Annotated in this window: 12 protein-coding genes; 9 read left to right on the top strand and 3 right to left on the bottom strand. The window is 72.7% G+C overall.

Translation table 11 applies throughout. The features are described 5' to 3' along the window. Positions 1-169 precede the first annotated feature (169 nt). Positions 170-1525: an aspartate aminotransferase family protein gene (locus ACIBA9_RS22905; protein ID WP_399365668.1), complete on the bottom strand. Its 1356-nt coding sequence runs from the start codon at positions 1523-1525 to the stop codon at positions 170-172. A gap of 209 nt (positions 1526-1734) precedes the next feature. Here ACIBA9_RS22905 and ACIBA9_RS22900 point away from each other — a divergent pair, with 209 nt between their 5' ends. After that, entirely contained in the window at positions 1735-3564 is a 1830-nt protein-coding gene (locus ACIBA9_RS22900; protein ID WP_399365666.1) for a serine/threonine-protein kinase, read from the top strand. A gap of 43 nt (positions 3565-3607) precedes the next feature. Here the strand turns inward: ACIBA9_RS22900 and ACIBA9_RS22895 are convergent, their stop codons facing one another. Beyond that, entirely contained in the window at positions 3608-4357 is a 750-nt protein-coding gene (locus ACIBA9_RS22895; RefSeq protein ID WP_399365664.1) for an SLATT domain-containing protein, read from the bottom strand. Between the two features lie 249 nt (positions 4358-4606). Between ACIBA9_RS22895 and ACIBA9_RS22890 the strand changes: the two genes are divergently transcribed. The 7 genes from ACIBA9_RS22890 to ACIBA9_RS22860 all read left to right on the top strand — a co-directional run bounded on the left by ACIBA9_RS22890 (position 4607) and on the right by ACIBA9_RS22860 (position 11124). Next, complete coding sequence (locus tag ACIBA9_RS22890) at positions 4607-4951, top strand: YbaB/EbfC family nucleoid-associated protein (protein WP_362150468.1); 345 nt, start codon at positions 4607-4609, stop codon at positions 4949-4951. A gap of 120 nt (positions 4952-5071) precedes the next feature. After that, positions 5072-5671, top strand: coding sequence for a recombination mediator RecR (gene recR / locus ACIBA9_RS22885; RefSeq protein WP_362150035.1), 600 nt, complete (start codon positions 5072-5074; stop codon positions 5669-5671). Continuing rightward, the gene (locus tag ACIBA9_RS22880; protein ID WP_399365662.1) at positions 5664-6326 is read left to right on the top strand and encodes a DUF5063 domain-containing protein; all 663 of its coding nucleotides are present in this window, start codon (positions 5664-5666) and stop codon (positions 6324-6326) included. The genes recR and ACIBA9_RS22880 overlap by 8 nt, the downstream gene beginning before the upstream one ends. A 228-nt stretch (positions 6327-6554) precedes the next feature. Continuing rightward, positions 6555-7826: an aspartate kinase gene (locus ACIBA9_RS22875; RefSeq protein WP_362150037.1), complete on the top strand. Its 1272-nt coding sequence runs from the start codon at positions 6555-6557 to the stop codon at positions 7824-7826. Next, entirely contained in the window at positions 7826-8884 is a 1059-nt protein-coding gene (locus ACIBA9_RS22870) for an aspartate-semialdehyde dehydrogenase (protein ID WP_399365660.1), read from the top strand. The genes ACIBA9_RS22875 and ACIBA9_RS22870 overlap by 1 nt, the downstream gene beginning before the upstream one ends. A gap of 373 nt (positions 8885-9257) precedes the next feature. Beyond that, positions 9258-9926, top strand: coding sequence for a SigE family RNA polymerase sigma factor (locus ACIBA9_RS22865; protein WP_399365658.1), 669 nt, complete (start codon positions 9258-9260; stop codon positions 9924-9926). Between the two features lie 127 nt (positions 9927-10053). Beyond that, positions 10054-11124, top strand: coding sequence for a hypothetical protein (locus ACIBA9_RS22860; protein ID WP_399365656.1), 1071 nt, complete (start codon positions 10054-10056; stop codon positions 11122-11124). 86 nt (positions 11125-11210) lie between these two features. Here the strand turns inward: ACIBA9_RS22860 and ACIBA9_RS22855 are convergent, their stop codons facing one another. Further along, entirely contained in the window at positions 11211-12002 is a 792-nt protein-coding gene (locus ACIBA9_RS22855) for an SURF1 family protein (protein ID WP_399365654.1), read from the bottom strand. Between the two features lie 179 nt (positions 12003-12181). Between ACIBA9_RS22855 and ACIBA9_RS22850 the strand changes: the two genes are divergently transcribed. Next, the gene (locus tag ACIBA9_RS22850) at positions 12182-13987 is read left to right on the top strand and encodes a S9 family peptidase (protein ID WP_399365652.1); all 1806 of its coding nucleotides are present in this window, start codon (positions 12182-12184) and stop codon (positions 13985-13987) included. The last annotated feature ends 2 nt before the right edge of the window (positions 13988-13989 follow it).

Genomic DNA, 13989 nt, shown 5'->3' with positions numbered 1-13989 from the left:
CCGGGCCTCTCCTCAGCGTCCGGGTGACGTACTCGCGGGTACTCGTACGTACTCGCTGATGACGCGAGTATGTATGTCTTACGAGCACGTCACCTTACGCGTTCGGATCGTCCCCTCGGCAGCCGAGCTACGCTCGCGGGGACGGCGGCGCGCGGCCGTGTACCGCTGGTTACACCGTGTACTCGTCGGCGACGCCGAGCGCGGCGTCGAGGGCGGCCAGGCCCTCCTTCAGCTCCGCCTCGTCGGCGTTGCACGGCGGCACCACATGGGTGCGGTTCATGTTCACGAACGGCCACAGCCCGTGCCGCTTGGCGGCGGCGGCGAAGGCGGCCATGGGGGCGTTCGCCTCGCCGGCCGCGTTGTAGGGCACCAGCGGCTCACGGGTCTCCCGGCTCTTCACCAGCTCCAGCGCCCAGAACATGCCGGTCCCGCGCACCTCGCCGACGCTCGGGTGGCGCGCCGCCAGGTCGGCGAGGCCGGGGCCGACGACCGTCTCGCCGAGCCGCTTGGCGTTCTCGACCACGCCCTCCTGCGCCATCACGTTGATCGTGGCGACGGCGGCGGCGCAGGCCAGCGGGTGGCCGGAGTAGGTCAGGCCGCCGGGGTAGGGGCGCTTGCCGAAGGTCTCGGCGATCTCGGCGGAGATCGCGACACCGCCGAGCGGCACATAGCCCGAGTTCACGCCCTTGGCGAAGGTCAGGAGGTCGGGGGTGACGTCGAACAGGTCGGCCGCGAACCACTCGCCGGTCCGGCCGAACCCGGCCATCACCTCGTCCAGCACGAAGACGATCCCGTACTTGTCGCACAGCTCGCGCACCCCGGCCAGATACCCGGGCGGCGGGACCATGATCCCGGCGGTGCCGGGGATGGTCTCCAGGATGATCGCGGCGATCGTCGCGGGGCCCTCGAAGGCGATCGTCGTCTCGAGGTGCTCCAGGGCTCGCGCGCTCTCCTGCTCCTCGGTCTCGGAGTAGAAGCGGGAGCGGTAGAGGAAGGGCGCCCAGAAGTGCACGACACCGGCGCTGCCGCTGTCGGAGGCCCAGCGGCGCGGGTCACCGGTGAGGTTGACGGCCTGCTGGGTGCCGCCGTGGTAGGAGCGGTAGGCGGAGAGCACCTTCGGGCGGCCCGTGTGCAGCCGGGCCATGCGCGTGGCGTGCTCGACGGCGTCGGCGCCGCCGTTGGTGAAGAAGATCTTGTCCAGGTCGCCGGGGGTCCGCTCGGCGATCAGCCTGGCCGCCTCCGAGCGCGCCTCGACGGCGAACGCGGGCGCGAAGGTCGTCATCGTCGCGGCCTGCTCCTGGATCGCCGCGACGACCTTGGGGTGCTGGTAGCCGATGTTGGTGTAGACGAGTCCGCTGGTGAAGTCCAGGTAGCGCGTGCCGTCGTAGTCCCAGAAGTACGACCCCTCGGCGCCGGCGACGGCGAGCGGGTCGATGAGGTCCTGGGCGGACCAGGAGTGGAAGACGTGCGCGCGGTCCGCGGCCTTCACTGCGGCGCCGGCGTCGGGGTGGGGCTGAGGGGTCATGCCCGCGAGCGTAAATGTCCGCCATGCGGAAGCGACATCGGCGTCTTGTTCCCTGGACAGGGGGTTTCCGCGACAGATTGTCGACGCCGCTCACCCCTCGGCGGCCGCCGGGCCCGTTTCGCGACCGTGGACACCGGCCCGCCCGTCCCGCTCGTACGGCCGCACTATTCTCGGGCCGTTGCACACCTACGGGGGGAAGGCGGCGCGGGATGGAGAAGCGGGGACCCGGGGATCAGGCGGGGTTCCTCCCGGGCGGAGCCGACGGCCGCGTCGGGGGCTACCGGCTGCTGGCGCGGCTGGGCGCGGGCGGCATGGGCAACGTCTATCTGGCCCGGTCGGACCGGGGACGCACCGCCGCCGTGAAGGTGGTCCGCGAGGAACTGGCCGCGCGCGAGGAGTTCCGGGCGCGGTTCCGCCAGGAGGTGCGGGCGGCGCGCCGGGTCGGCGGGTACTGGACCGCGCCCGTGCTGGACGCGGACACCGAGGCGCCGGTGCCGTGGGTGGCGACCGGGTACGTCGCCGGGCCGAGCCTGCAGCAGGTGGTGGGGCACGACCACGGGGCACTGCCCGAGCGGTCGGTGCGCATCCTGGCGGCGGGGCTCGCGCTCGCGCTCAAGGACATCCACGCGGCGGGGATCGTGCACCGGGATCTCAAGCCGTCGAACGTGCTGATCACCATCGACGGGCCGCGGGTGATCGACTTCGGGATCGCGCGGGCGCTGGAGGAGACGTCCCCGGGTGGCGAGGGCCTCACCCGGACCGGGTCGCTGGTCGGTTCGCCCGGGTTCATGGCGCCCGAGCAGGTGCGGGGGGACCGGATCACGCCGGCGTGCGACGTGTTCTGTCTGGGGTCCGTGCTGACCTATGCGGCGACCGGGTCGCTGCCCTTCGGGCCGGCCGACAGCGGTGTGCACGCGCTGATGTTCCGGATCGCCCAGGAGGAGCCGGATCTGTCGGGGGTGCCGGAGGGGATCGCCGACCTGGTGCGGGACTGCCTTCGCAAGGATCCCGGGGCCCGGCCCACGCTGGACGTGATCCTGGAGCGGACGGGGGCGGACGACACGGTGTCCGGGGGACGGTCCCGGGACCCGTGGCTGCCGGGGTCGCTGGTGGCGCAGCTGGGACGGCACGCGGTGCGGTTGCTGGAGGCGGAGGATCCGGAGGGCCCGGACGGTCCCGAGGGCTCCGAGGACTCCGAGAGCTCTGAGGGTCCTGCGGATCCGCGGGGTCCGGGTGCTTCGGCGGGGGGCGCTGCGGATCCGCTCGGGGACGGCGCGAGTGAGCACGGTGCCGTGGGCGACGGGGGGTTCCCGCCGTCCGTGCCGGCGAGCGCGTCGCCCGTCATGGCCGGGGCGTACGGGCATCCGCGCCAGCACCCCCGACAGGCCGGGTACGGCTGGGGCGTGGACGGGGCGCTCGGTGCCACTGCGCCGTACGGGCCGAAGGCCGGGGCGGGGGACGAGCCGGAGCGGCGCGACGGCCGGTCCACCGCGCTGCTCATCGTGATCGCGCTAGTCGTGGCGCTCGGCGCGGGCGGCACGGTGTACGCGCTGATGAAGAACGGCGTCACCGGCGACCAGGGCACCGGCCCGGCCGGCACCGCACCCGCCACCGCCCCCGCCTCCCCACCGCCGACCGGAGCCAAGTCGGGGGCACCCGGCCCGGTGGAGACGTCACCGTCCCCAGGCGCGGTGCCGGCGGCCTATCTGGGCAGCTGGCGGACCACGGTCGACGACGCCGGCTCCGACACCCGCGAGCTGACCATCCGGCAGGGCGAGGTCGGCGACCCCGTGCTCAAGCTGGTCGCGGACGGGCCGACCGGAGGTGGCGGGACGTACCACTGTGTCTTCGAGGCCGAACTCACCGAGCGGCCCGCCGCCGGTGGCCCGCTGGAGTTCGGGCCGTCCACCGTCACCGCCGGTGGGCCCGCCTCCGCCTGCTCTCCCGGCGCGGCCACCGAGGTCACGCTGCTGCCGGGCGGCCGGCTGAAACGGGCGAAGCGCGGCGGCGCGGAAAGCCTGACCTACGGCAGATGGTGACCGGTTGGCGGGGCCCTGGCGCACCCCGAGGCGGGCCCAGGCCCTAGCGGGGCTCCGGGGGGCGCTGTCGGGGCATGTTCGGGCGGGAGCCGTTCGCCGGGGGCAGGGGCAGCCGGCCGCCCGGCCCGCCGTGCTCCTGGCGCGGCACGGACGCCACCGCCGTCTGGATGCCGAGTGGGGCCGAGCCGGTGCGGAACTCCACCATCCAGTCGGTCGTCTCCGTCCGCACCAGCTCCGTGACCTCCTCGGAGAAGCGCCGCAGCACACTCAGGCACCGCTCCGCCGCCTCGCTCGCCGTGCCGTCCGCCGGCCCCAGAACCTCCCGCACGCTCTCCGAGGCCCAGTCGAACTGCAACGCCTGTAGCCGCCGCTGCACCGCCTGTGCGGTCGCCACGTCCCGCATCCAGCCGGAGGTGATCCCGAAGAAGCGGTCGACGCCGACGCAGGCGGCCCCGAGCAGCAGTGCCAGACAGCCCCAGGGCGCCACCCCCCGGACCGCCCCGGTGAGGTCCATCAGGGGCAGCGCGGCCCCGGCCACGGCGCCCGCCGCCGTGCCGGCCCGCAGTACCCGGGCGCCGCGCCGCTTCCACACCCGGTCGCGCAGGTACCAGGACGTCGTCTGCAGCGCCCCGCGCTCCACCCAGCGGTACAGCTCGTCGAGCCGCTCGGCCGGCTCCCCCCAGTCCCCGAGCGGGAAGGCCCGCCCGGGCAGATCGCCCGGCCGCAGCCCGGCCGCCCCCTCGCCCCGCCCGTCCTGAGGAGGACCCTCGGGCTGCATCTCCGGCTGACCCACCCGGCACTCCCTACTGATCACGACCGGTCGCGTTGCGTGACATTCCATGCCGACGCGCGGCCCCCTTCCTACCGCCCAATGGGTGGCCGAGAAGGAACTTTCCTGGCTTTTCCGCCCGTAAGAGGGCCTTGATCAGGTATAGGACTGCCATGGTTCTCACTCGAAAGAGTGGCGGGGCGATGGCCGCGTGGACCACGTAGGCTCGTGCACAGCGGAGAGAACAGCGGTGAAGACGGCAAGGAGCTGATCGTGATCCCCGGTGGTGGCCAGCCCAACATGCAGCAGCTGCTCCAGCAGGCCCAGAAGATGCAGCAGGACCTGCAGCGGGCGCAGGAGGAACTGGCGAACACGGAGGTCGACGGGCAGGCGGGCGGCGGCCTGGTGCGGGCCACCGTCACCGGTTCCGGTGAGCTGCGCGGGCTCAAGATCGACCCGAAGGCGGTGGACCCGGAGGACACCGAGACCCTCGCCGACCTGATCGTGGCGGCCGTACAGGCGGCCAACGAGAACGCGCAGGCGCTGCAGCAGCAGAAGCTGGGCCCCCTGGCCCAGGGGCTGGGCGGCGGCACCGGCATCCCGGGTCTGCCCTTCTGACCTCCTTCAGGCGCCGACCGTTTCGGTGTTCGCCATCGGCGGGACACCCCCGCCGCCTTCCTAGGGAAGGCGGCAGCCAACTACGGTACGTACCGAAAGGTCTCCAGGAAGGGCAATCCGTTGTACGAAGGCGTGGTCCAGGACCTCATCGACGAGTTGGGGCGGCTGCCCGGCGTCGGTCCCAAGAGCGCGCAGCGGATCGCCTTCCACGTCCTGCAGGCGGAGCCGACGGATGTGAAGCGGCTCGCGCAGGCGCTCCTGGAGGTCAAGGCGAAGGTCCGGTTCTGCGCGGTCTGCGGCAACGTGGCGCAGGAGGAGCTGTGCAACATCTGCCGGGACAGCCGCCGCGACCCGTCGGTGATCTGTGTGGTCGAGGAGCCCAAGGACGTCGTCGCCGTCGAGCGCACCCGTGAGTTCCGCGGCCGCTACCACGTCCTCGGCGGGGCGATCAGCCCCATCGAGGGTGTGGGCCCCGACGACCTGCGGATCAGAGAGCTCCTCGCGAGACTGGCCGACGGGACGGTCACGGAGCTGATCCTGGCCACCGACCCCAACCTGGAGGGCGAGGCCACGGCCACGTACCTCGCTCGCATGATCAAGCCCATGGGCCTGAAGGTCACCCGCCTGGCCAGCGGCCTCCCGGTGGGCGGCGACCTGGAATACGCGGACGAGGTCACCCTCGGCCGCGCCTTCGAGGGGAGACGACTCCTAGATGTCTGACGCCACGCTGCACGACACGACGCAGAACCCGGACGACTTCGTGGTCCAGATCGCGGACCAGGTCGAGAGCTTCCTGGTGGCCGTCACCGAGGTGGCGAAGGGCGACGAACCCGAATCGGCGGTCCCCTTCCTCCTTCTGGAGGTCTCCCAGCTCCTGCTGGCCGGAGGCCGGCTCGGCGCCCACGAGGACATCGTCCCCGACGACCGTTACGAGCCCGATCCGGGCCCGGAGCCGGACGTGGACGACCTTCGCGAGAACCTCGCCCGGCTGCTGGACCCCGTCGACGTCTACTCGGAGGTCTTCGACCCCTACGAGCCCCGCAAGGCCCCCGTGCCGGCCCGGATCTCGGACGACCTCGCCGACATCATCACCGAGCTGCGTCACGGCATGGTCCACTACCGCGCGGGCCGCACCACCGAGGCCCTGTGGTGGTGGCAGTTCTCCTACTTCTCCAACTGGGGACCCACCGCCTCCGCGGTCCTGCGCGCCCTGCAGTCCGTGCTGATCCACGTCCGCCTCAACCAGCCCCTGGAGGAGCTGGACGGCCTCGACACCGACCAGGCGGACCTCGGGGACGAGACCCTGGAGTTCGAGGCGGGCCGGGTGATGGCGCAGGAGATCGGCGACCCGTTGGGCATCCGGCAGGGCAAGTAGCGACTCGGCCGGCCCGTGCGGGCCCGGCTCCGGTCGGTGCGCGGCCCCGGGCACTGTGAGCCGGGGCACGTTCGGCGTGGGGCGGCTCTCGCGGGGCAGGTTCCGAATTCGAGCGGACGAGATCCCTCCGCCCCGTTCACCGCATGTCTCACCATGCGGGAGCAGGGTGGTGGAATTCGGACGCTCGATAGACTGAGCCGACACAAACGAACCGAGCGAGGAGCGCAAGTGGGCCTTGTCGTGCAGAAGTACGGAGGCTCCTCCGTAGCCGATGCCGAGGGCATCAAGCGCGTCGCCAAGCGGATCGTGGAAGCGAAGAAGAACGGCAACCAGGTTGTCGTCGTCGTTTCCGCGATGGGCGACACGACGGACGAGCTGATCGATCTCGCCGAGCAGGTGTCACCGATGCCTGCCGGCCGGGAGTTCGACATGCTGCTGACCGCCGGAGAGCGTATCTCCATGGCCCTGCTGGCGATGGCGATCAAGAACCTGGGCCACGAGGCGCAGTCGTTCACCGGCAGCCAGGCAGGCGTCATCACCGACTCGGTCCACAACAAAGCCCGGATCATCGACGTCACGCCGGGCCGGATCCGCGACTCCCTGGACAAGGGCAACATCGCCATCGTCGCCGGCTTCCAGGGCGTCAGCCAGGACAAGAAGGACATCACCACGCTGGGGCGCGGTGGGTCCGACACGACGGCCGTGGCGCTCGCCGCCGCCCTCGACGCCGAGGTCTGCGAGATCTACACCGACGTGGACGGCGTGTTCACCGCCGACCCGCGCGTGGTGAAGAAGGCGAAGAAGATCGACTGGATCTCCTTCGAGGACATGCTGGAGCTCGCGGCGTCCGGCTCCAAGGTGCTGCTCCACCGCTGTGTGGAGTACGCCCGCCGCTACAACATCCCGATCCACGTCCGGTCCAGCTTCAGCGGACTTCAGGGCACGTGGGTCAGCAGTGAGCCGATTGGGGACCAGAAGGTGGAGCAGGCCATCATCTCCGGTGTCGCACACGACACCTCCGAGGCCAAGATCACGGTCGTCGGCGTGCCGGACAAGCCGGGCGAGGCCGCCGCGATCTTCCGGACCATCGCCGACGCCCAGATCAACATCGACATGGTCGTGCAGAACGTGTCCGCCGCCTCCACGGGCCTGACGGACATCTCCTTCACGCTGCCGAAGACCGAGGGCCGCAAGGCCATCGACGCGCTGGAGCGCAACCGGCCCGGCATCGGCTTCGACTCGCTGCGCTACGACGACCAGATCGGCAAGATCTCCCTGGTCGGCGCCGGAATGAAGACCAACCCGGGTGTCACCGCCTCCTTCTTCGAGGCGCTGTCCGACGCGGGCGTGAACATCGAGCTGATCTCGACGTCCGAGATCCGCATCTCGGTCGTCACCCGCAAGGACGACGTGCCGGAGGCCGTCCGCGCCGTGCACAGCGCCTTCGGGCTCGACTCCGACACCGACGAGGCCGTCGTCTACGGAGGCACGGGCCGCTGATGGCACCGACCCGCAAGCCGACGCTCGCGGTCGTGGGAGCGACCGGGGCCGTCGGCGCGGTCATGCTCCAGATCCTGTCCCAGCGGGCGGACATCTGGGGCGAGATCCGTCTGATCGCCTCGCCCCGCTCGGTCGGCCGCAAGCTCGCCGTGCGCGGCGAGGAGGTCGAGGTGGTGGCCCTGACGCGGGAGGCGTTCGCCGGGGTGGACATCGCCCTGTTCGACGTCCCCGACGAGGTCGCCGCCGAGTGGGCGCCGCTCGCCGCCGAGAGCGGTGCCGTCGTCGTCGACAACTCGGCCGTCTTCCGGCTCGACCCCGAGGTGCCGCTCGTGGTGCCCGAGGTCAACGCGCACGCGGTACGGACCCGCCCGCGCGGGATCGTCGCCAATCCCGACTGCACGACCCTGACGATGATCGTCGCCCTGGGCGCGCTGCACGCCGAGTTCGGGCTGCGCGAGCTGGTGGTGTCGTCGTATCAGGCGGTGAGCGGGGCCGGGCGGGCCGGAGTGGAGACGCTCAGGTCCCAGCTGGCGCTGGTCGCCGGCACGGACCTGGGGACCAAGCCCGGCGATGTGCGGCGGGCCGTCGGCGACGACACCGGTCCCTTCCCCGAGCCGGTCGTACTGAACGTCGTCCCCTGGGCGGGATCGCTCCGGGAGGACGGCTGGTCGTCGGAGGAGATGAAGGTGCGGGACGAGTCCCGCAAGATCCTCGGACTGCCGGCGCTGCCGGTCGCCGTGACCTGTGTCCAGGTGCCGGTGGTCACCACGCATTCGCTGACCGTCCACGCCCGCTTCCAGGGCGACGTGACCGTCGACGGCGCCCGCGAGATCATCGCCACCGCGCCCGGCGTGGTGCTGTGCGACAACCCGGCCGCCGGCGAGTTCCCCACCCCGGCCGACGTGGTGGGCACCGACCCGACCTGGGTCGGCCGGGTGCGGCGGGCGCTGGACGACCCGACGGCGCTCGAACTCTTCGTGTGCGGCGACAACCTGCGCAAGGGGGCCGCCCTGAACACCGCGCAGATCGCGGAGCTGATCGCGGCGGAGTGGTCCTGACCGTGGTGGTCGGCCCCGACCGCACCGATCCACTATCCCGCCGTGGACCCGCTTTGTAGGATCTCCGTAAGAAATGTGTCCAGGAGCATGGTCCGGACCACTTGAACCGGGCCCTGTGACAGCAGAGGATTTCCTCCCCGCCCTGCGCAACCGCGCGCACGGCGGGGAGCGTCTTTGCGGTCACCCTTTACGGGACCTGGGGGACGTGATGATCCTGGCGTGGGGACGCCGTGATCAGGGCGTGGGGACGCCCGTTCAAAATGGGATATAGCGGAAGAGCGGGGCGCATGACGGCACTTGAGGCACCGTCGGTTGTCGCACTTGTGACGCCCGGCACGTACAACCCTGGCGGGGGGAAGCGTGTCCAACTGGCGTGGCAGAGGTTCTCGAACTCCCAACGGCCCGCGGCACGGCTCTGCGGCCGCCCCGCGCGGTGCTCCGGCCCCGCGCGTCCGGCGGCATGCCGGTGATCGCGCCCATGCCCGCAGCGCGGCCCGCCCGCATACCCAGTCAGCGTGACGGCGCCGAGGAGGCCGAGGCGGCGGCCGCCGGCACCACCGTCGACCACCTCACCGAGACCTACCGGGCGCACTACCGTTCGCTGCTGGGCCTCGCGGCGCTCCTCCTGGACGACACCGCCTCCTGCGAGGACGTCGTGCAGGAGGCGTTCATCCGCGTCCACTCGGCCCGCAAGCGCGTCCGCGACCCCGAGAAGACGCTGGCCTACCTCCGCCAGACGGTCGTCAACCTCTCCCGCTCCACGCTGCGCCGCCGCATCCTCGGCCTGAAGCTGCTCTCCAAGCCGATGCCGGACATGGCGAGCGCGGAGGAGGGCGCCTACGACCAGCTGGAGCGGCGCGACCTCATCCAGGCGATGAAGGGGCTGCAGCGCCGCCAGCGCGAGGTCCTCGTGCTGCGCTACTTCGCGGACATGACCGAGGCGCAGGTCGCCGAGAGCCTCGGCATCTCCCTGGGGTCGGTGAAGGCGTACGGCTCGCGGGGCATCGCCGCCCTGCGGGTCACCATGGCGGCTCTGGCATGAGCGGGCGCGCCGAGAGGGTGATTCCGACGCACGCCACCGCGATCGGAGCCACGAGGACCCCGGCCGGCACGCGCCGGCGAAGCCGCACGAGCAAGAGCACACGCAATCGCACGCTGGGAACGGAACTGTGAACCACGGCCCCGATGCCAAGGGCCCCGAGGGGCCCGGCCCCGACCTCGACGGGTTCGACTCGGACGAACAGGTCCTGCGGCGCATGCTGCACTCCGCGGTGGACGACATCGCGCCGAGCGGCGACACCCTCGACCGGCTGCGCCGGGCCGTCCCCGCCCGGCGGGCCCGCAAGCGGCAGGCCGCCGTCGGCATGGCCGCCGCGGCCCTGTTCATCGGTACGGCGATCCCGGCCCTCGTCCACGTCTCCGCCGGTGGCGGCACCGACCCCAACACCGCCATCGCCGGCCAGTCCTCCCAGGCACACGGCGGCGGCGGCCACGACAAGGCCACGGGCAGCCCGTCGGCCGGCCCGCGGGAGACCGGCAGCACGGACGTCCAGCCCGGCAAGGAGACCGGCAAGCCCGACGACAAGGGCACCAGGGGCGGCGGTCCCGGCTCCACCGGCGGCGCCGCCGACCCCACGTCGACCCTGGCCACGGGCGCTCCGCTGTGCACGGCCGCCCAGCTGGGCTCCGCCACCGGGACGGCCGACGCCCCCGACTCGGCGGGCATCGTCTACGGCACCTTCCGGGTCGCCAACGTCTCCGCCGACGCCTGTACCGTCAGCGGCGCGGGCACCATCGGCGCCACCGCGCAGGGCGCCGCCGACCCGGCCAAGATCACCCGGGTCCGGCACACGGCGGGGGACGCGGCGACCAACCTGCCCGATCCCTCCCTGGAGGTCTCGGCACTGGTCCTGCAGCCGGGTTCGGCCTACGAGGAGAAGTTCGCCTTCGTGCCCTCGGAGACCTGTCCCACCACCGGTGGCGGCAGCACCGGCGGCCCGGACCCCGGCGACCCGACCCCCGACCCGACGCCCACCGGGGACACCGGTGCCTCCGGCGCCACGGGCACCGGCGGCGCGACCTCCGGCACCGGCACCCAGCTGCTCACCGAGGACGGTACGGCCGACGGCGACGTCCTGATCACCCACGCGGCCCAGCCGGGCTCCCCGACGGCGTCCACGGTCGTACCCAAGGAGTGCGCGGGGACGGTGTACTACACGGGAGTACTCCCCGGCGCGTGACGTACCGCCGGCGCGAGGCCTGGTCCCGGCCGCGGGAACCGCGCGTGCGGCCCCCGCGGTCGGTCGGCCGCCGACGGCCGGTGCTGTCAGCCGCTGATGGCCGGTGCCCGCTCCGCCTCGTCCGGGACCAGGCCGAGCGCGGCGTCCCGCTGGAACTCCACCTCGCGCCGCAGCAGCCGGAACCACATGAAGACCACGAACCCGGCGAAGACGAACCACTCCCCGGTGTAACCGAGGTTCTGGAACGCCTTCAGGTCCAGCCCCGTCCCGTCCGGTGCGGTCGCGGGCACCGCCTTCATCCCCGAGTCGGCCCGGTCCAGGGTGATCCAGGCGTCGTACAGCTTGTACGGCACCAGGTTCACCAGCGACGCCGAGCTGATCGCCGACGTCTGCCCGGCGGCGAGTCCGCCCTGCGCGCCGACCCCGTTGTCCCCCGGGGTCTCGGAGGCCTGCAGCGCGCCGGTGACGGTGACCTCACCGGCGGGCGGCGCGGGGGCCTTGGCCGCGTCCGCCGTACCGGGCAGCCAGCCCCGGACCACGGGCAGGGCCTTGCCGGAGTCGGTGCGCAGCAGGGTGAGCACGTAGAAGCCGCGCCTGTCGTCCAGCTCCCGGCCCGGCACGAGCAGCTGCCTGCCGTAGTGGCCGCTCGCGGTGACCCGCCGCCCCGATGTGCTCTTGTCGACGGGCAGCATGCCGTCCAGCGGCCGCGCCCTCTCGTGTCCGTCGGAGGCGGCCTGCTCGGTCGCGGCGCGGTGTTCCTGCACCCGCCCCTCGAACCGGCTCAGCTGCCAGGACCCCATGAAGACGCAGAACGGGATGGCGAGCAGCACGAAGACGTTGATGCCCCACCAGCGGGGTGTCAGCAGAAACCGGTACACGCCCTCCACGGTACGGCGCCCGCGCCCCGGCCCGGCCCGCGGGGCGGTTGTCGGCCCCCTTCGGGGGACGGCGCCGAGGCCGGCCCCGGCGCCCGTGGCCGCGAAGTTATCCACAGGCTGCGCACACCCGTCCCCCGATTGTCGGCGCGGCCAGGCACTATGGGCGCATGACTGGGGCCATGAGTGAGAGCAGTACGCCGGACACACCGGACATGCCGGATTGGGAGAAGCGCTTCCGGGCGCCGCGGGTGTCACTGCCCGACTGGGCGGACGACGCACCGGACCGCTCCCTGTTCGTGTCGAACGCGACGGGCACGTACGAGCTGTACGCCTGGGACCGTGCCACCGGCGCCCAGCGCCAGGTGACGGACCGGCCGAACGGCACGACGGACGGGGTGCTCACCCCGGACGGCGCCTGGATCTGGTGGTTCGACGACAAGGACGGCGACGAGTTCGGTATCTGGCGCCGCCAGCCCTTCACCGGCGGTGCGGACGAACCGGCGGTGCCCGGCCTCGCTCCCTCCTACCCGGCCGGCCTGGCCCTGGCCCGCGACGGCCGCACGGCGGTCGTCGGCCGCTCCACGGACGAGGAGGGCTCGACCGTCCACCTCGCGCGCACGGGTGAGGACCCGGTCGAGATCTACCGGCACCGCGAGTCCGCGAACGTCGGCGACCTCTCCTACGACGGCTCCCTGATCGCCCTCGAACACACCGAGCACGGCGACGCCATGCACGCGGCGCTGCGCGTGCTGCGCCCGGACGGCTCGACGGTCGCCGAGCTGGACGACACCAAGGGCGGCAGCGAGGAGCTGGGCCTGGAGGTGCTCGGGTTCGCCCCCGTCGAGGGCGACACCCGTCTGCTCATCGGCCACCAGCGCCGGGGCCGCTGGGAGCCGCTGGTGTGGGACGTGGCAGCGGGCACGGAGACGGACCTCGCCCTGGACCTGCCCGGAGACGTCGGCGCCGAGTGGTACCCGGACGGCTCGGCCCTGCTCGTCGAGCACGGCTTCGAGGCCCGCAGCGAGCTCTTCCGCCTCGACCTGGCCACCCACCGGCTCACCCGCATCCCCACCCCGCCCGGCACGGTCTCCGGCGCGACGGCCCGCACCGACGGCAGCGTGGAGTACCTGTGGTCGTCGGCCGCCGAACCGCCGGCGGTGCGGTCGACGACCGGCGGAGTCGTCCTGTCCCCGCCCGGCCTGACCTGCCCGCCGTCGGTGGCGGTCGAGGACGTGTGGGTGGAGGGCCCCGGCGGCCGCATCCACGCCCTGGTCCAGAAGCCGGCCGGCGCCACCGGCCCCCTGCCCACGGTCTTCGATCTGCACGGCGGCCCGACCTGGCACGACAGCGACTCCTTCGCCGCCGGCCCGGCCGCCTGGGTCGACCACGGCTACGCGGTGATCCGCGTCAACTACCGCGGCTCCACCGGCTACGGCCGCGCCTGGACGGACGCCCTCAAGCACCGCGTCGGCCTGATCGAGCTGGAGGACGTGGCGGCGGTGCGCGAGTGGGCCGTCTCCAGCGGCCTCGCCGACCCCGAGCGGCTGGTCCTCACCGGCGCCTCCTGGGGCGGCTATCTCACCCTGCTCGGCCTCGGCACCCAGCCGGAGGCCTGGGCGGTGGGCATCGCGGTGGTGCCGGTCGCGGACTACGTCACGGCGTACCACGACGAGATGGAGGCCCTGAAGGCCATGGACCGCACCCTGCTGGGCGGCACCCCGGAGGAGGTCCCCGAACGCTTCGAGGCCTCCTCCCCGCTGACCTACGTCGACCAGGTCAAGGCCCCGGTCTACCTCTCGGCGGGCGTCAACGACCCGCGCTGCCCGATCCGTCAGGTCGACAACTACGTCAAGCGCCTCCAGACGCGCGGCGCGCCGCACGAGGTGTACCGGTACGACGCCGGGCACGGCTCGCTGGTGGTGGACGAGCGGATCAAGCAGGTGAGACTGGAGCTGGAGTTCGCCCGGCGGCACCTGCCCGCCTGAGG

It is taken from the genome of Streptomyces sp. NPDC051452 (assembly GCF_044454765.1).
In the GTDB taxonomy this organism is placed as follows: domain Bacteria; phylum Actinomycetota; class Actinomycetes; order Streptomycetales; family Streptomycetaceae; genus Streptomyces.
Note: the sequence above shows the minus strand (reverse complement) of the source record. Positions and strands in the feature narration are given on the sequence as shown.